The sequence below is a fragment of the Actinokineospora iranica genome, from assembly GCF_900101685.1.
GTDB classification, from domain to species: Bacteria; Actinomycetota; Actinomycetes; order Mycobacteriales; family Pseudonocardiaceae; genus Actinokineospora; species Actinokineospora iranica.
Genome location: NZ_FMZZ01000008.1, coordinates 227,965 through 244,881, shown reverse-complemented (window position 1 = coordinate 244,881; position 16,917 = coordinate 227,965). Strand labels below are relative to the sequence as shown.

The 16,917-nt window shown below is 72.8% G+C and carries 16 protein-coding genes; 7 read left to right on the top strand and 9 right to left on the bottom strand.

Translation table 11 applies throughout. The annotated features are described in order from the left end of the window. Window position 1: 1 nt before the first annotated feature. The 6 genes from BLS56_RS18240 to BLS56_RS18215 form a co-directional block, all read right to left on the bottom strand. Entirely contained in the window at window positions 2-925 is a 924-nt protein-coding gene (locus tag BLS56_RS18240; RefSeq protein WP_091452218.1) for a cation diffusion facilitator family transporter, read from the bottom strand. A 41-nt stretch (window positions 926-966) separates the two neighbouring features. Then, window positions 967-2,208: a mannose-6-phosphate isomerase, class I gene (gene manA / locus BLS56_RS18235; protein WP_091452216.1), complete on the bottom strand. Its 1,242-nt coding sequence runs from the start codon at window positions 2,206-2,208 to the stop codon at window positions 967-969. Between the two features lie 49 nt (window positions 2,209-2,257). Next, window positions 2,258-3,352: an SIS domain-containing protein gene (locus tag BLS56_RS18230; protein WP_091452210.1), complete on the bottom strand. Its 1,095-nt coding sequence runs from the start codon at window positions 3,350-3,352 to the stop codon at window positions 2,258-2,260. Further along, complete coding sequence (locus tag BLS56_RS18225; protein WP_091452208.1) at window positions 3,349-3,555, bottom strand: Trm112 family protein; 207 nt, start codon at window positions 3,553-3,555, stop codon at window positions 3,349-3,351. The genes BLS56_RS18230 and BLS56_RS18225 overlap by 4 nt, the downstream gene beginning before the upstream one ends. 74 nt (window positions 3,556-3,629) lie before the next feature. Continuing rightward, on the bottom strand, window positions 3,630-4,982 hold the full coding sequence (locus tag BLS56_RS18220) for a phosphomannomutase/phosphoglucomutase (protein ID WP_091452482.1): 1,353 nt from the start codon (window positions 4,980-4,982) through the stop codon (window positions 3,630-3,632). 110 nt (window positions 4,983-5,092) lie between these two features. Continuing rightward, window positions 5,093-5,452, bottom strand: a complete 360-nt coding sequence (locus tag BLS56_RS18215) for a DUF3499 domain-containing protein (protein WP_194957328.1) — start codon at window positions 5,450-5,452, stop codon at window positions 5,093-5,095. Between the two features lie 118 nt (window positions 5,453-5,570). On the opposite strand from BLS56_RS18215, the gene BLS56_RS18210 reads away from it, so the two are divergent. Beyond that, complete coding sequence (locus BLS56_RS18210) at window positions 5,571-6,038, top strand: metallopeptidase family protein (protein ID WP_091452203.1); 468 nt, start codon at window positions 5,571-5,573, stop codon at window positions 6,036-6,038. Here BLS56_RS18210 and BLS56_RS18205 read toward each other — a convergent pair. Continuing rightward, on the bottom strand, window positions 6,019-9,456 hold the full coding sequence (locus tag BLS56_RS18205) for a glycosyltransferase family 2 protein (RefSeq protein WP_228771735.1): 3,438 nt from the start codon (window positions 9,454-9,456) through the stop codon (window positions 6,019-6,021). The two genes, BLS56_RS18210 and BLS56_RS18205, sit on opposite strands and share 20 nt — an antisense overlap. Before the next feature lie 316 nt (window positions 9,457-9,772). Next, on the bottom strand, window positions 9,773-10,087 hold the full coding sequence (locus BLS56_RS18200; RefSeq protein WP_091452200.1) for a WhiB family transcriptional regulator: 315 nt from the start codon (window positions 10,085-10,087) through the stop codon (window positions 9,773-9,775). A gap of 229 nt (window positions 10,088-10,316) precedes the next feature. Here BLS56_RS18200 and BLS56_RS18195 point away from each other — a divergent pair, with 229 nt between their 5' ends. The 6 genes from BLS56_RS18195 (at window position 10,317) to BLS56_RS18170 (ending at window position 15,971) form a co-directional block, all read left to right on the top strand. After that, window positions 10,317-11,066 (top strand): site-2 protease family protein, encoded by a 750-nt coding sequence (locus tag BLS56_RS18195; protein WP_091452197.1) that lies wholly within the window; start codon window positions 10,317-10,319, stop codon window positions 11,064-11,066. A gap of 89 nt (window positions 11,067-11,155) precedes the next feature. After that, window positions 11,156-12,154 carry a 2-phospho-L-lactate transferase gene (gene cofD, locus BLS56_RS18190; RefSeq protein WP_091452194.1) on the top strand — a complete coding sequence of 333 codons (999 nt, stop codon included), beginning with the start codon at window positions 11,156-11,158 and terminating at the stop codon, window positions 12,152-12,154. Beyond that, on the top strand, window positions 12,147-13,481 hold the full coding sequence (locus BLS56_RS18185; RefSeq protein ID WP_091452191.1) for a coenzyme F420-0:L-glutamate ligase: 1,335 nt from the start codon (window positions 12,147-12,149) through the stop codon (window positions 13,479-13,481). The genes cofD and BLS56_RS18185 overlap by 8 nt, the downstream gene beginning before the upstream one ends. After that, on the top strand, window positions 13,478-14,014 hold the full coding sequence (locus BLS56_RS18180; RefSeq protein ID WP_091452188.1) for an NUDIX hydrolase: 537 nt from the start codon (window positions 13,478-13,480) through the stop codon (window positions 14,012-14,014). Before BLS56_RS18185 ends, BLS56_RS18180 begins: the two co-directional genes overlap by 4 nt. Before the next feature lie 63 nt (window positions 14,015-14,077). Further along, window positions 14,078-14,434 carry a GntR family transcriptional regulator gene (locus BLS56_RS18175; RefSeq protein WP_091452477.1) on the top strand — a complete coding sequence of 119 codons (357 nt, stop codon included), beginning with the start codon at window positions 14,078-14,080 and terminating at the stop codon, window positions 14,432-14,434. Window positions 14,435-14,678: 244 nt separating this feature from the next. Then, the gene (locus BLS56_RS18170) at window positions 14,679-15,971 is read left to right on the top strand and encodes a helix-turn-helix transcriptional regulator (protein WP_091452186.1); all 1,293 of its coding nucleotides are present in this window, start codon (window positions 14,679-14,681) and stop codon (window positions 15,969-15,971) included. Window positions 15,972-15,977: 6 nt separating this feature from the next. Here BLS56_RS18170 and BLS56_RS18165 read toward each other — a convergent pair whose 3' ends face one another. Continuing rightward, window positions 15,978-16,898: a DNA-3-methyladenine glycosylase family protein gene (locus tag BLS56_RS18165; RefSeq protein WP_407640531.1), complete on the bottom strand. Its 921-nt coding sequence runs from the start codon at window positions 16,896-16,898 to the stop codon at window positions 15,978-15,980. Window positions 16,899-16,917 lie beyond the last annotated feature (19 nt).

The following is a 16,917-nucleotide window of genomic DNA, read 5'->3' as shown; positions in this document are numbered from 1 at the left end:
GTCAGGGCGTGGCGACGCTGGTGCGGTAGAGGTCGGGCTCCAGGTAGATCAGCCGCGCGGAAGGAACAGCCGCACGGACCCGGGCCTCGGCGTCGTCGATCGCCTCGGCCACCTCTTCCAGGGGCAGGCCGGGCTTGAGGGCGATCTTCGCCGCGATCAGCAGCTCGTCCGGCCCGATGTACTGGGTGCGGATGTGGATGATCCGGTGGACCTTGCCGGTGGCGAGCTCGTCCTCGATCTTGGCCAGTTCCGCCGCGGTGGCGCCCTCGCCGATCAGCAGCGACTTCATCTCGACAATGAGGATGATCGCGATGACGCCCAGCAGGACGCCGATGCAGATGGTGCCGACGCCGTCCCAGACCGGGTCGCCGGTGATGACGGAGAGGCCGACGCCCAGGAGGGCCAGGACCAGGCCGAAGAGGGCGCCCGCGTCTTCCAGGAGCACGACAGGCAGCTCCGGGGTGCGGGACTGGCGGATGAAGCCCCACCAGGACGCGTCGCCCTTGATCTTCTTGGACTCGGTGATGGCCGTGTGGAAGGAGTAGGTCTCCAAACCGATGGCGACGACCAGGATGATCACCGCGACGATCGCGGAAGACAGCGGCTCAGGGTGGCCGACCTTGTGGATGCCCTCGTACAGCGCGAACGCCGAGCCCAGGGTGAACAGCATCAGCGCGACGATGAACGAGTAGAAGTACCGGTCGCGGCCGAAGCCGAACGGGTGGTCCTTGGTCGCCGCGCGCTGGGACGTCTTCTGGCCCAGCAGCAGCAGGCCCTGGTTGGACGTGTCGGCCACCGAGTGGACGGACTCGGCCAGCATCGACGACGAGCCGGTGACCAGAAAGCCGACGAACTTGGCCACCGCGATGCCGCCGTTGGCGAACAGCGCGGCGAGGATGGCCTTGGTGCTACCCCCTGCGGACACAGTGGCTCCCTGCTGGTCGGTCCGGTATGTCTGGCTGGAGCCTAGAGTGTGTCGTGACCAGCCGACTCGGCACCCACGGTTGCCAGGAACACCTGGGTCGGGCGGTTGTCGGACGGTCGCGCGGTCAGCTCCGGGTCGCTCGCGGGCACCCACACGGAGTGTCCCCGCCCGAGCCGGACCTCGCTGTTCGCCGTGCGCACCGTCGCCGCTCCCTCGGTGCACACCAGGATCTGCGGACGCGCCGAGGGCAGCGCCACGGTGTCGGACTGGCCCGGCGCCCACTCGACGCGGGACAGCTCGAACTCCGGGGCGTCGGTGCGGTAGGTGCGCAGCCTGCCCACCTGCTCGCCGGTGGACACCGGCATGTCGCCGCAGCCGAAGTCGAGCACCCGCAGCAGCTCCGGCACGTCGACGTGCTTGGGGGTGAGGCCGCCGCGCAGGATGTTGTCGGAGTTGGCCAGGATCTCCACGGCGGTGCCGTTGAGGTAGGCGTGCAGGTTGCCCGCGGGCAGGTAGATGGCCTCGCCGGGGCCGAGGACGAGCCGGTTGAGCAGCAGCGCGGCCAGCACGCCCGCGTCGCCCGGGTAGCGCTCACCCAGCTCAAGGACGGTGCGGCACTCCAGGGAGAACTCGCCGTGCTCCTTGACGTGGCGCACGCACGCGTCGAGCAGGTCGGGCATCAGCCGCTCCAGCGCGACCTGCGGCAGGGTGATCCAGGTGGTGAACAGCGCGCGCAGCCCCTCGGAGCTGGGCTGGCCCACCAGCAGGTCGATGTGCGCGGACAGCCCGGGGGTGCGCAGCCGCTCCAGCAGGTCGATGGTGCGCAGCGGGTCGCGGAACCCGGCGAGGGCGTGGAACTCGGTGAGCGCGCAGACCAGCTCGGGTTTCGCGGTCGGGTCCGGGTAGTTGCGGTTGGCCGCGTCCCGCCCGATGCCCGCCGCTTCCTCCCGCGCGTGCCCCTCGGCGGCCTGCGCCGCGGAGGGGTGGGCCTGCATACTCAGCGGCTCCTCGACGGCGAGGATCTTGAGCAGGAACGGCAGCCGGTTGCCCCAGCGGGCGGCCGCCGCGCCGCCAAGCTCGGTTTCCGGGTCGGCCTCGATGCGCTCAAGCAGCGAGCGCTCCACGCCGTCGCCGTCGACCACCTTCGACGGGTCGCCGGGGTGCGCGCCCATCCACAGCTCGGCTTCCGGGTGCGGGGCGGGCACGGGCTTTCCGAGCATCTCGGCAATGGTCGTGCGCGACCCCCAGGCATACGGGCGCACCGCATTGCGCAGCAGATCCACTGACAACTCACTCCTTCGTCCAACACGGACGTCCCGACGGGCGAACCCGCTACGCCGTGACGGGCGCGTATCGCCCGGATCCGCCTGTCGTCCCCGCCGCGAGGCCGAGGTAGAGCGCGGCCAGTTCGAAGCGCAGCGCGAGCACGGCGGCGTTGGTCGGCTCGTCCGCGGTGATCTCCTCCGCGGGGGCGAGCACGTCGGCCCCCGGCAGCGTCTCGGCGGCGAGCCTGCGCGCCGGGTCGCCCGGCTGCGAGCGCACGGCCAGCAGCAGCACCCGGGGCGGCGCGGACTCGGCGCCGTCGAAGTCGTCCGGGTCGGCGAAGATGTCGCGGCCCGATGTGGCCCGCACGGCGGCGCGGTGCAGGGCGGTGCGGCTCATCGCCTGCGGGTAGCCCGCGACGTCGGACACGATGCCGGTGTGCGTGGCCAGCACCTGCGCGGCGTGCCTGCCCACGGCGGTGGCGACGTGGTCCAGGCCCCACAGCAGCGGCGTGTGCTCGGCCAGCCGCAGCGCCAGCGTCTTGGCCGGGTTGACGAACGACTCGTGCTGCGGGTGGCTGCGCTCGGCCTCGCGGTCAAGCTCGTCGGCCAGGTTCGCGGTGTCGACCTTGAGCAGGTCGATGGCGCGCAGGGCGAGCAGGCCGGAGGTGAGCGCCTTGGCGAAGCCGAAGCCGGGGCGCACCGCTATCCGCGGCGCGATCAGCACTGCCTTGCCCGCGGCGGCGGCGGCGACCGGGCCTTCCTCGGGGGCGGTGAGCACGATGCCCGCGCCGAAGCGGCCAGCGCGGTCGATGGTCTCGGCGAGCACGACGTCGCCGGGGTCGTCGGTGTGCGCGATGACGACGTCGAGCGGCCCCACCCAGCCGGGCACCTGGTCGGTGACCACCAGCGGCACCGGGCAGGCTGGCGAGAGCAGGGCGGCGAGCAGGTGGGACACGGCCGGGCCGAGCCCGGGCCGGGTGACCAGCACGACCGCGCGCGGCCGGGTGCCCGCCAGCCGGTCGATGCCCGCCTCCTGGGCCGCCTCGGTGGTGGCCCGGACCTGCGCGCCCGCCATCGCCGCCGCGCGCAGCAGGCCCTCGGAGTCGGCCTCGCCCAGCCGGACGACGTCGTCCAGCAGGGTGTCGTCGGGAACGGGGGTCACGGCTGGGCCGGTCGTTCCGGTTCGACGGCCTCGTCGAGCAGCAGCACCGGCACCCCGTCCTCGACGCGGAACTGCCTGCCGCACTCGGTGCAGGTCAGCGCGTCGGCCTCGGGGTCGTCCGGCGTGCCGACGCTGAGCGGGGCGTGGTCGTCCGACGGGCACGCGAGGATGTCCAACAGCTTTGGGTCCAACACGACTGCCATGGCGGTCCTCCTCGTTGTCCAGTGTCCCAGCGCTCGCCGCGCCGCGCTCGGGTCTCGATCAGCATTTTTCCCGGTCAGGCCCGCACGACCGCCAGCACCTCGTCGCGCAGGGCGGCGACGGCGTCGTCGTCGGCAGCCTCGACGTTGAGCCGCAGCAGCGGCTCGGTGTTCGACGGGCGCAGGTTGAACCACGAGCCGTCCGGAAGCCGCACGGTCAGGCCGTCGACCTCGTCGATCTCGACGCCGTCGCGCCCGGCGTAGGCGGCCTTGATCGCGGCCAGCCGCCCGGCCTGGTCGTCCACGGTGGAGTTGACCTCGCCGGAGGCGGCGTAGCGGTTGTACTCGCGGGTCAGGTCAGACAGCGTGCGGTCCTGCTCGCCCAGCGCCGCCAGCACGTGCATGGAGGCCAGCATCCCGGTGTCGGCCTTCCAGAAGTCGCGGAAGTAGTAGTGCGCGGAGTGCTCGCCGCCGAAGATCGCGCCGGTGCGGGCCATCTCCTGCTTGATGAACGAATGCCCGACGCGGGTGCGGACCGGCTTGCCGCCGTGCTCGGCGACGATCTCCGGGACGGCCTTGGAGGTGATCAGGTTGTGGATGACCGTGCCGCCCGGGTCCTTGGCCAGCTCGCGGACCGCGACCAGGGCGGTGATCGCGCTCGGGGACACCGCGTCGCCGTTCTCGTCGACGATGAAGCAGCGGTCGGCGTCGCCGTCGAACGCGATGCCCGCGTCCGCGCCGACCTCGCGCACCTTGGCCTGCAGGTCCACGATGTTCTTCGGGTCGAGCGGGTTGGCCTCGTGGTTGGGGAAGCTGCCGTCGAGCTCGAAGTACATCGGCACGACCTCGAGCGGCAGGCCCGCGAAGACGCTGGGGACGGTGTGCCCGCCCATGCCGTTGCCCGCGTCCACGACGATCTTGAGCGGGCGGATGCCGGACAGGTCGACCAGCGAGCGCAGGTGCGCGGCGTAGGCGTCGAGCAGGTCGCGGGTCTGCACGGTGCCCGGCTCGGCTGCGTCGCCGACCGGCACGCCCTGCTCGATCTCGCGCTGCATGTCGGTGAGCCCGGAGTCCTGCCCGACCGGGGACGCGCCAGCGCGGCAGAGCTTGATGCCGTTGTACTTGGCCGGGTTGTGGCTCGCGGTGAACATCGCGCCGGGCAGGTCGAGGCTGCCGGAGCCGTAGTAGAGCATGTCCGTGCTGGCCAGGCCGATGCTGACGACGTTGACACCCTCGGCGTTGACGCCCTCGGCGAACGCGTCGGCCAGGCCCGGCGACGAGTCGCGCATGTCGTGGCCGACGACGACGGCCGGTCCGCCGACGAGCCGGGCGAACGCGGCGCCGATCTCGCGGACGAGGGCGGCATCGATCTGCTCGCCTACGACACCGCGGATGTCGTAAGCCTTGAAGACGCCGGACAGGTCGCGCACGGGGTTCTCCCAGGGGGTCGGGCCGGCGGCCTCGGAAGCCACCCGCGATTCCTCGCCCGGCAGCCTACCGGCGGCCCGTTGCCGCCGATGCCCAGTACCGCACGGGCGGCTCAGTCGTTGATCGGGTCGGGGAGCACCCGCAGGTGGCCCCTCCTGCCCGAGCCCGCGCCCGGGTCGGGCTGCTCGACCGGGCGGTCCACGCGACCGGCCTCACGCACCGCCTCGGCCAGGGCCGTCAGGTCGTCCACCGAGGGTTCCGGCAGGGCGAACGCGCCGTCGTGCCGGACCACCTCCCACCCGCGCGGCACGGTGAGCCGCAGGGCGTGTTCCTCGCACAGGTCGTAGCTGTGCGGTTCGGAGTAGGTGGCGAGGGGGCCGACGACCGCGGTCGAGTCCGCGTAGGCGTAGGTCAGCGTGGCGACGGCCGGGTCGACGCACCCGGTTCGCGAACACCGTCTCACGCTCCGCACGATCGGTGACCATAGCGCCTCGGCGGTGTCCCGCACCGCAAGCGCGCCCGCGACACGCCCCGGCGCGGGCGCGGCACGCCCATCCGGCCCAGCCCCGCACCCGCGTACCCTGCTCAGGGTGGTGACGGCTCGCAGTTTCCGGCGGCGCGGACGACGCAACCGCGACAGGCACGGCCGCGGCCTGCGCGGCCCGCTCTATCCCTCGACGCTGCCCGCGTCGAGCACCCGGGCGGAGAAGTTCGACGCGCTGGTCCTCGACGCCCTCGAACCGATCGAGGCGCGGTGGCGCACCGAGTTGACCAAACTCGACGTCGCCGTCGACGACGTGCCCGAGGTCACACCGGCGGGCGGGCCGCCGCAGGAGGGGGTCCTGGCCGACAGCGGTGTCCCGCTGGCCCGACTGGTCCAGGCGGGCGTCGACCGGCGCGGGCAGCCGACCCGGGCGCGGATCGTGCTTTACCGGCGGCCTCTTGAAGTGCGCGCCAAGGACAGCGCGGACCTGGCGGACCTGGTTCACGACGTGCTGGTGGAGCAGGTCGCGACGTACCTCGGCTTGGACCCCGAAGTCATCGACGGCGAGTCTTAGCGCCCGGGATCGACGTCAAGAGGACGAAGAGGGCCACGGCTCCCTGCACCAGCAGCAGGACGCCGCGCAGGGCGGTCGGCTGCTCGACGCGGACTTCCGCCGCCCGGGTGGGCACCACGACCGCGACCGACGAGCCCCAGGCCCGCACCACGGCAGCCGGTTTGCCGTCGATCGTGGCGCGCCAGCCGGGTTCCTCTTCCGCTGGCACGACAAGGAGCCTGCCCTCCGGCCCGTCCGACACCCGGACGGCGACCTCGGGCGGGGACGCCTCGACCGGCGCCATCCCGCTCGGCTCCACGGAGGCGGGCGGGGGGCCGCCGGACACCGCCAGCCGCGCCATCTCGGGCGAGAGCAGATAGGCCGACCCGGACGGGACCAGCACGCGGAACACCGGCCGCCCGTCCGAGGTGGTGGCGGCGTCGGACACCAGCCGCCCGGCGCGGTCGCGGAACACCTCGCCCGCCGAGGGCGAGGGCAGCACGACGTAGAGCACCCCGGTCGCGGCCGCGCGGCCCACCGCCGCGCGCACCGTGTCGACGTCGTCCGAGCGCAGGTCGCGGTCGAGGGCGGCGAGTCGGGCCGTTGCGGACGGCACGGGCGCGAGGTCGTCGTCGCCGAACCGGGGCGACCTGGCCGCGACCTGCCGCACCGGCTGACCGTCGACGGACAGCACGAGCACCGAGCGCCGGGTGTCGGCGAGTTCTCCTGCCACCGGCGACGCCAGGCGCAGCCCGCCCCCGCCGTCGTCCAGCGGTCCACCACGTCCGGGAACCACCACGCCGACCGCCAGCGCGCCGAGCAGGGCCACGCCGGTCACCGCGCCGATCCGCGCGGCCAGCGGCGGCGAGACGAGCCGCAGCCCCTCGGTCCCGGTGCGGCACAGGCCGACCAGCGCCAAGACCAGTCCCCAGCCGACCACCAGCAGCGGCGCCCCGGCCCAGGCCCGCTGCGGGCCGCCGCCGCTGAGCGGGGTGGCGGGCAGCACCTGGACCAGCACCACCGCCAGCACGCCGACCAGCGCTAACCCGAGCCCCGGCAGCGCGTCCCGGTGCGGGCGCACGGCCATGCCCGCGGCGACCGCGAGCACCAGGGCCAGCCCGACGACCGGCCACGCGCCCGGCCCGCCCGCGTGCAGGGTGAGCAGGTCCAGCGCTGACCCGCTCTGCTCGCGCACCCACGCGCCGACCCCGTGCAGCACCACGCCCGGGTGCGCGATCACCACGGCGGGCCAGGGCAGCAGCAGCGCCAGCGGCATGAGCACGAGCAGGAACAGCGCAGCGCCCCGGCGCGCGCCGTTGCCCGGGACGAGCACGAACCCGGCCAGCGCGACCAGCACGAGCAGCAGGTGCACCAGCGGGGCGAACGCGCCGAGCACGGCCAGCCCGAGCGCCGTGCCCGCCGCGGTGGACAGCCACGACCGGTCGCCTTCCCGCCCGCGCGCCAGCAGGGCGGTGACGCCCGCGGTGACCAGCGGCAGCAGCACGTGCACCACGACCACGTCGAGCCTGCCCTGCGCGACGGCGGCGCTCGCGGGCGGCAGCAGCGCGTAGCCCAGCGCCAGCAGTGCCCGCACCCAGCGGCGGACGGGGGCGCGGCGGGTCGCGAGATAGGCCGAGAGACCGGCCAGCGGCAGGTCTGCCAGCAACAGGAGAGCGACGACCGCGGCGGGTCCGCCGAACGGGGCGAGCACGCCGCCCAGCACGCCCAGGACGGCGAGCGCGGCGGGCGCGGGCGCGGCGGTGCCGCCCGCGACGCCGTGCCAGGTGCTCACGTACTCCGACCAGGTGGCGCCGAGGCCGCCGACCGGCAGCAGCCTGCCGCCCGCGAGGTCGATGCCGATGCGGCCGCCGTTGACCACGAGCGCCAGCGCGGCCAGCCCGAGCAGGAGCAGCAGCGGCGGCGACAGCAGGATCTGGCGCAGCACCCGGCCCCGGTCGACCCGCACCAGCACCAGGTCGGGGCCGGGTTCGGGGCCGGTGCCGTCCCGTTTGACCGGTGACGGCCGGGGCGCGGGAGCCGGGGCCGACTCGGGGGCCTCGATGGGCACGGCGATCGCGGGGTGCGGGCGGCGCAGGCCCGCGCGGTTCTGACGGCGCAGGCCCGCGCTGTGCTGAGGACGCGGTCCCCCTCGGCGCGGCCGGACCAGGGCTCCCGCGGGCAGCGCGTCGGGGCCGAGGGCTTTGCGCTGCGGCTGGTCTGCCTCCGGCGGGAGCCAGACGACGGCTGGCTCGTAGTCGCTGGGCAGCCTGCCCAGCGCGGCGTCCGCGGCCACCCGCCTGCGGATCATCGCCGACACCGCGCCGCGGGCCGCGTTGCGCAGCCGGGTGAAGCGACTGGTGAACAGACCGCGCACGCTTCCCGGTCCGGCGGTGGCGGCGCGGGTCGCGCGTGCCTCGCGCAGGTTCGCGCGTCCGCTCAGCAGATAACTGAGCGCGCTTAACTCTGCCCGGCTCGCGGTAAGCCTGCGGACCACGGCGAACCCGAGCGCGCGCAGCACGCACAGCACGGCGACGCGGGGCAGGCCGATGACGAACGAGAATGTGGAGCAGTTGACTAAAAACGTGCGCAGCCCGTGTCCGCGGTCGACCGTGCGCGCCGACGGCCCGATGGCGGTGGCGCGGGCGTCGATCTCACGCCGCCCCACGGTGACCGCGCGCGCGTGCCGAATCCGGGCGGCGGGCACGCAGAGCACGACGTGGCCCGCCTTGTTCACCCGCCAGCCGAAGTCGATGTCCTCGCGCAGCAAGGCCATCGACCGGTCGAAACCGCCGAGCCGCTCCCACACGTCGCGGCGCGCCAACATGCCCGCCGAGGGCACGGCGAGCACCTCTGTGCTCTGCTCGAACCGCCGCTCTCCGTCTGCGCGGCCGAGCCGGTCCCAGTCCAGTTCGGACGGTCCGATGCCGGTCTGCCGGTGGCCGGACGCGTCGGTCGACAGCCCGGCCTCGACCACGAGCCGGGGATCGTGCCAGTCGACGGCGAGCGGGCCGAGCACGCCCGCGGCCGGGGACACCTCGGCGGCGAGCAGGAGCGTGTGCAGGCAGTCCGGGTCGGGCGCGGAATCGTCGTGCAGCAGCCAGATCCAGCCGCCGGGGTCGCCCCAGCGCTCGACCGCGTGCTCGACGGCGGCGTGCACCGCGTCGGGGTAGCCCGCGCCGCGCCTGAGGGTGATCACCCCGTCGATGACGCGGTCAGGACCGGTCGACGCCGCGGCGAGCAGCGCCGGGGTGTCGTCCATCGATCCGGTGTCGACGGCGATGATGTGCCGTGGTCTCGGCGCGGAATGGCGCAGCGCGGACAGCGTGAGCCGCAGCCACTGCGCGCCGTCGTGGCACACCAGGACGGCCAGCACCGGCGCGGTGCGCAGAAGCGGTGCGGTGACGCGAGAAGACAGCGCCTGGCGCGGCCGAGGAGGCACGAACCAGCACCTCCCAACGCACTCATGCGGGCATGACCCCTCCGGCCACTGCGCACACACGGTACGACGTGGGCGGTCGAGGCGGTCGACGCCCCTGACCTCTCCCACGAGATGGGTAACGCGCGCGTTCGACGGCGTCACAGCCCGATGGCGGGCAGCGCACAACCGGCGCGCCGCGACGGTGAGGCGCCGCGATTCCGCCGAGCCCGGACTCCCCTGCGAGCCGACTCAATCGAGCGCCGGTAAGGAATGCACCGACCACCACCACACCGAGTGCCGTGATCACGAGCCCGCGCGCGGACTCGTGATCACGGCGTCAGACGGCGCGTTTCTTGAGCTTGCGTCGCTCCCGTTCGGACAGGCCGCCCCAGATGCCGAAGCGCTCGTCGTGCGCCAAGGCGTACTCCAGGCACTCCGCGCGGACCTCGCAGCCGAGGCAGATCCGCTTGGCCTCCCGGGTCGAACCGCCCTTCTCCGGGAAAAACGCCTCCGGGTCGGTCTGCGCGCACAGGGCGCGCTCCTGCCACTCCTGTTCCTCGGTCTCGTCGAAGAATCCGGCCAGAGCTCCCAGCTCCTCGGTTGGGCGCTCGCCCCACTCCACGACGCGACCCCCGTCATTGATTCCCTGCATATCGCCCGCCTCCTCGCCTTCCGCACTCCCCGGCTGGCGAATGCCATCAGCCGTCCCCGTGGCGAATGACATCGATGTGATTACACCCGTGTCCCGGCGGCGGGTCAAGCGCAGCCCCCGGGCGGGTGATGCGATATGCGCAGCCGGTACCCGTTCGGGTACCAGGAGAAACAGCGCGGTTACTCCCACCCGCCAGCGGGCAATCGGCAAACGTTGCCACACTGGAGGCGTGCAGCGATCATCGGTTCGTCCCTCGCCCGTGTTCCTCGCCCTGCTGGCGCTCACCGTGGGTGGCGCGCTGATGACCCTGCTGGAGAGTGAGACAGCCCTGCGGGCCGGGGTTTTCCTGCTCGTCCTGGGCGGTTGGGCGGTGTCGCTGTGCCTGCACGAGTTCGGCCACGCCATCGTCGCCTTCCGCGGCGGCGACCGCGAGGTCTACTTCAAGGGCTACCTCACTCTCGACCCGCGCAAGTACGCCGACCCGGTGCTGAGCCTGGTGCTGCCGCTGCTGTTCCTGGCGATCGGCGGCATCCCGCTGCCCGGCGGCGCGGTGTGGATCAACCACAACGCGCTGCGGTCCCGAGCGGTGGACTCACGCGTGTCGCTGGCCGGGCCGTTCATGAACCTGGTGCTCGGCATCCTGCTCGCGGTGTCGGTCGCGGTGTTCCAGCCCGCGTTCGGCCTCGCGGCAGGCCTGTCGTTCCTGGCCCTGCTGCAACTGGCCGCGTTCGTGCTGAACATGCTGCCGGTGCCGGGCCTGGACGGCTGGGGAGCCATCGAGCCGTACCTGTCCTATCCGGCGCGCAGCTTCGGGGCCAAGGCGCGGCCGTGGGCGCCGCTGATCCTGTTCGCGGCGCTGATCGGCATCCCCGGAGTCAGCGAGGTCTTCTGGGACGTCGTGGTCGCCCTCTACGGCGGCGTTGGCGGCGAGGCCGAGCTCGCGGGCTTCGGCCAACTGCTGTTCTTCTTCTGGCAATGATGCTCTTCTGACGCGCCGAGCAGGCGCGCGCAGGCCATTCCCACCGGTGACCCGACCCGGGTCACCCGGACGTGCGAGGATCGCGGACCGTGAAGGTAGTCGTAGTCGTCGGCGGAGTCGGCGGAGCCAAGTTCCTGCTCGGGGTCAAGCAACTCCTCGGGCTTCCCCCGGTCGGGCCAGGCCCGGACGAGTCGCCACACCAGATCACCGCCGTGGTCAACACCGCGGACGACATCTGGCTGCACGGCCTGCGGGTGTGCCCCGACCTGGACACGTGCATGTACACCCTGGGCGGCGGCATCGACCCCGACCGCGGCTGGGGCCGCGCGGGCGAGACCTGGGCGGTCAAGGATGAGCTGGCCGCCTACGGCGCGGACCCCGACTGGTTCGGGCTCGGCGACAAGGACATCGCCACGCACCTGGTGCGCACCCGGATGATGCGCGCGGGCTATGAGCTTTCCGACATCACGGCAGCGCTGTGCGACCGCTGGAAGCCGGGGGTGCGGCTGCTGCCGATGACCGACGACCGCGTCGAGACGCACGTGGTCATCGACGAGCCGGGCAGCGGCGAGCGCAAGGCGGTGCATTTCCAGGAGTGGTGGGTGCGCCACCACGCCGAGCCGCGCGCGCAGTCGATCGTGCCGGTCGGCGCGGACGAGGCCACGCCCGGCCCCGGCGTCGTGGAGGCCATCAGCGCGGCGGACGTGGTGCTGCTGGCCCCGTCGAACCCGGTGGTGAGCATCGGGTCGGTGCTGGCCGTGCCGGGGATGCGCGTGGCGTTGCGCGAGACCGAGGCTCCGGTGGTGGGCGTCTCGCCGATCATCGGCGACAAGCCGGTGCGCGGCATGGCCGACGCGTGCCTCTCCGCGATCGGGCTGAAGAGCTCCGCCGAGGCCGTGGGCAGGCACTACGGCTCCCGCGCCTGCTCGGACAAGGGCATCCTGGACGGCTGGCTGGTGCACACCGGCGACACCGCCGACGTGCCCGGCGTCGCCGTGCGCGCGGTGCCGCTGCTGATGTCCGACGTGGACGCGACGGCGGCGATGGTCAAGGCGGCGATGGAACTCGGCGGGGTCGACCTTGGCTGAGCACGCCGCGCGGGCGTCGCTGGAGATCCTGCCGGTGCGCGGGCTGCCGGAGTTCCGGCCCGGCGACGACCTGACCGGCGCGATAGCGGCCGCGGCGCCCTGGCTGCGCTCCGGCGACATCGTGGTGGTCACCAGCAAGGTCGTGTCCAAAATAGAGGGACGGCTGATCCGGGTGCCCGACGACCCGGATGAACGCGAGCGGGTGCGGCGGCGGCACGTGCTGGACGAGGCCGACCAGGTGGTGGCGCGCAAGGACCAGACGCTCATCACGGTCAACCGGCGGCTGGGCATCGTGCAGGCCGCGTCCGGTGTGGACACCTCGAACGTGGCAGGCGGCGAGATCGCGCTGCTGCCCGCCGACCCGGACGGGTCCGCGCTGGCGCTGCGCCGGGGGCTGCGCGAGCGGCTCGGCGTCGAGGTCGCCGTGGTCGTCACCGACACCATGGGCCGGGCGTGGCGGCGCGGCCAGACCGACGCCGCGATCGGCGCGTCCGGGCTGAAGGTGCTGCACTCCTACCGGGGCGAGGTGGACAGCCAGGGCAACACGCTGGCGGTCACCATGATCGCGGTCGCCGACGAGGTCGCCGCCGCCGCGGACCTGGTGAAGGGCAAACTCGGCGGCGTCCCGGTGGCCGTCGTGCGCGGCCTGGAGATCGGCGACGAGACCGCCACCGCGCGCGACCTGGTCCGGCCGCCGGAGGAAGACCTGTTCCGGCTGGGCACGCGGGAGTCGATCACCCGGGGGCGGCGGGAGGCCGTGCTGCTGCGCCGCTCGACGCGATCGTTTACCGACGAGCCGGTAGACCCCGGCGCGCTGCGCCGAGCGGTCGCGGCAGCGTTGACCGCGCCCGCCCCGCACCACACAAGACCGGTTCGGTTTGTGCGTGTTGTCGCCAAACGGAAAGAACTGCTGACGGCCATGCGGGAAGCGTGGGTCGCCGACCTCCGGGGAGACGGGCTTTCCGATGAGCAGGTAGAGCGCCGCGTCGCCCGCGGCGACCTGCTCCACCGCGCGCCCGAGATCATGCTGCCCTTCCTGGTTCGCGAAGGCGCGCACGCGTACCCGGACGAGCGCCGGTCCGCCGCCGAGCGGGCGATGTTCGCCGTCGCGGGCGGCGCCGCCGTGCAGGGCCTGCTGGTCGCGCTGGCCGCCGAGGGGCTGGCCTCCTGCTGGGTGTCCTCGACCATGTTCTGCCCGGATGCGGCGCGCGAGGTTTTGGACCTGCCCGCGTCGTGGGACCCCCTGGGCGCTGTGGCCGTCGGGCATCCGGCGGCGGAACTGGTCCCGCGCGAACCGCGCACGAACGAAGGATGGCTGGAACTGTGAGTCCCCACGCGGACGCGGTGGCGACCATGACCGCATGGCGCCCCACCGACCGCACGCAAGAGGCGCTGCGACAGGCTTACCTGGGCTTCTTGTCCGCCCGCCCGGACGCGTGCCTGCGCTCCTGCGAAGCCGGGCACATCACCGCGTCGGCCCTGGTGTTCGACAGCACCGGCACCCGAGTCCTGCTGACGCTGCACCCGCGCGTCGGCCGCTGGCTGCAACTGGGCGGGCACTGCGAGCCGTCCGACAGCACCCTCGCTGGCGCGGCGCTGCGGGAGGCGATCGAGGAGTCCGGCATCCCCGACCTGCGCATCGACCCGGTGCCGCTGCACGTGGACGTGCACCCGATCACCTGCTCGCTCGGCCTGCCCACCCGCCACTTCGACGTCCGCTTCGCCGTGCGCGCCCCCGCGAACGCCGAACCGGTCCGCAGCGCGGAGTCGCTGGATCTGCAGTGGTGGCCGATCGACGCCCTCCCGCCCGACCCGGACGGCGTGGGCGGGATCGAGGACATGCTTGCCGCCCTGCGGTAAGTGGCGGGGTTTCGCCACCGGTGGACCTGCCGTGACGACGGCGCCCTGGGGGAGGATGACACCGTGATCACCATCGACCCGGAGTCGCCCGTGCCGCCGTTCGAGCAGGTGCGCAGCGGGTTGGCGCAGCGGATCAACGACCACTCCCTCGCGGTCGGCGAGAAGCTGCCGACAGTCCGCAAGCTGGCCGCCGACCTCGGCTTGGCTGCCAACACCGTCGCCCGCGCGTACCGCGAACTGGAGGAGGCAGGCCTGGTCGAGACCCGGGGCCGCCTGGGCACGTTCGTCGGCGCGGGCGGCGACCGCACCCTGGAGCGCGCCCGCGCCGCCGCCGACGAGTACGCGGCCACCGCGCACAGCCTCGGCCTTGATCGAGCCATGGCCCTGGACATCGTCCAGGCGGCCCTGCGCAAGACCTGACCCGGTTGCCACGTGGTTGCGGGTGAGAACAAGGTCCGCTGGCGCCCGCACAGCCCGAAAACCGGAAGCCGAACTCGCCGAACACCCGGATCAGCGGCCCCCGCGAGATCGAGGCGGCCAACCGCGGGCTGGGCGTGCCGCCGGAGTCTCGTTGGGCTCCCGTTGGCGAGATGTGGGGTTGCCGGGCCTGACCTGCTGTAACGAGTCATACGCTGTACGTGACAGGTGTGGGAGACTGGGTGCCATGGCGGCACGACGAGACCGACTTGCCAGGGCACGCAAAGCAGCGGGCTACACCCAGGAACGCCTCGCCGAGGAACTGCACATCGACCGCACCGCCGTCCACACCTGGGAATCCGGCAAACACGAACCCCTGCCGTACCTGCGGCCAAAACTGGCCCGCCTACTCGGCCTCACCCTCCGCGAACTCGAAACCCTACTGGCGAACGAGACCCCAGCGGAGCCGAAAAGCACCAGCACCGACGAGCACTGGGCGGCCTTGTTCCGCCACTGGGTGGACACCATGAATCGTCGCGAACTCCTGCAACTACTAGGCTGGACAGCCGCTACCGCAAGCGCACCATCGCTCACCAACCTGAACACCGACGAACAAGAACGCGTGGCCAAAGCCATCACCACCCCTCAACGCGTCGATAACCAGGTTATTGAGCACATCGAGACCATCTACTGGACCTGCCGACGACAAGACGACGCCCTCGGGCCACAAGCCGTGCTCCCCACTGTGCTCGCACAGCTGTCCGCCGCGCAGGGCATGCTTCGCGACTGCCCCGGCGAGCTTCGCCCCAAGCTGCTTTCCACCTGCGGCGGCCTCTCGGGATTGGCCGGTTGGCTGTTCTCCGAGGCGGCGGATTACGGCAACGCGTGGCAGTTTTACGATCGCGGCCGCGAGTTGTCGCACGAGGCGCGCGATTCGACGATGAGCAGTTTCACCCTGGGGCGCATGAGCCATACCGCGTTGATGCAGGACAAGGCACACTTGGCCATCGACTACGCCGAAGCTTCACGCAGGGCTGCCGAGCGCTCGGACGACACACTGGTGCGCGCCCACGCGGCCAGCCAGGCGGCCCGCGCCTACGCGCGGGACGGACAATCGGACGAGTGCCTCACCGCTCTGGAACAGGCAGAAGCGCGGCTCGCTCAAGCGGGAAAACGCGACGCGTCGCTGGCGTATTTCTATGACAGCGGCTCTCTCGCCAACGCGAAGGCCATCTGCCATCTGAATCTGCGGCAGCCGACCGAGGCGGTTTCCCAGGCACGGAACGCGCTCAGGCTGCATAACCGCTCCTTGGTGCGGGACAACGCCTACACCATGCTGTATCTGGCCCAAGCGCACGTTCAGCTCCAGGAACCCGACGCCGCGGTTCTGATTATGGAAGATGTGATCGAAGCGACCACTCGAAACCGCTCGGTTCGCCTGCGGGAACGGTTGCGCGACACCCGTCGGGCACTAGAACCGTGGCGTGATTCCAACGCGGTGAAAACGCTTGACGAGCGCTTGACCGACAACCGGGCCTGAGCCCCCTCACATCCCGCGGTAGTCCTTCACCGTCATCCGGGGGCCGAAGCGGGGCTTGGCGAAGCCGCTGGCCTCGATGTAGCGGACGACCCGCTGCCGGTGCGGGGCGTAGGGGGCGAGGATTTCCAGCATCCCGTTGTCGTCGGTCTTGCGGCCGGTCAACGCGTAGCCGACCAGGGCCGGGATGTGGAAGTCGCCGACGCTGACCGCGTCCGGGTCTCCCCAGGCGCGCTGGGCGACCTCCGCCGCCGTCCAGACGCCGACGCCGGGGACCTTGCGCAGCAGCAGCCTGCCCTCGACGCCGCCGGACTCGGCCGCGCGTTCCAGGCGGGTCGCGACCTGGGCGGCGGCGATGATCGCGCGCCTGCGGGCGTTGTCGACCCCCGCCTTGTGCCACTCCCAGTCCTGGATGCCGAGCACCGCGCGCGGGGTCGGCGGGACGGCCATGCCCGGCGGGGTCGGGCCGGGGGCGGCGACGCCGAAGCGGCGGGCGAGTTCCCGCCAGGAGCGGTGCGCTTCGACGCCGGTGACCTTCTGCTCCACGATCGCGGCCAGCAGCACGTCCCACACCCGGCCGGTCGCGCCCAGGCGCAGGCCCGGCCGGGCGCGGCGGGCGGCGGTGATCAGCGGGTGCCGTGGCTCGAAGCCGGAGTCGTCGTCGTGCCCGCCCAGCAGGGCGGGGACGCCGTCGAGCAGCGCGTCCGCCGCGCCCCACGCGGTGGCGTCGACCCCGCCCGCGTGCGCCCGCAGCAGCAGGGTTCCCGGGCCGTCCGGGGTGTTCGCGGCCAGCCACAGACCCCGGTGGTCCTGGCGGAACGCGGGGTCGTGCGGGCCGCGGCGCAGCGGGCGCAGGACGGCCGCGATGTCGAGGGCGAAGCCCGGAACCCAGTGCCGGGACCGCGACGCGCGGGTGGGGATGGACGTCACCACGAGGACCGTACCCGCC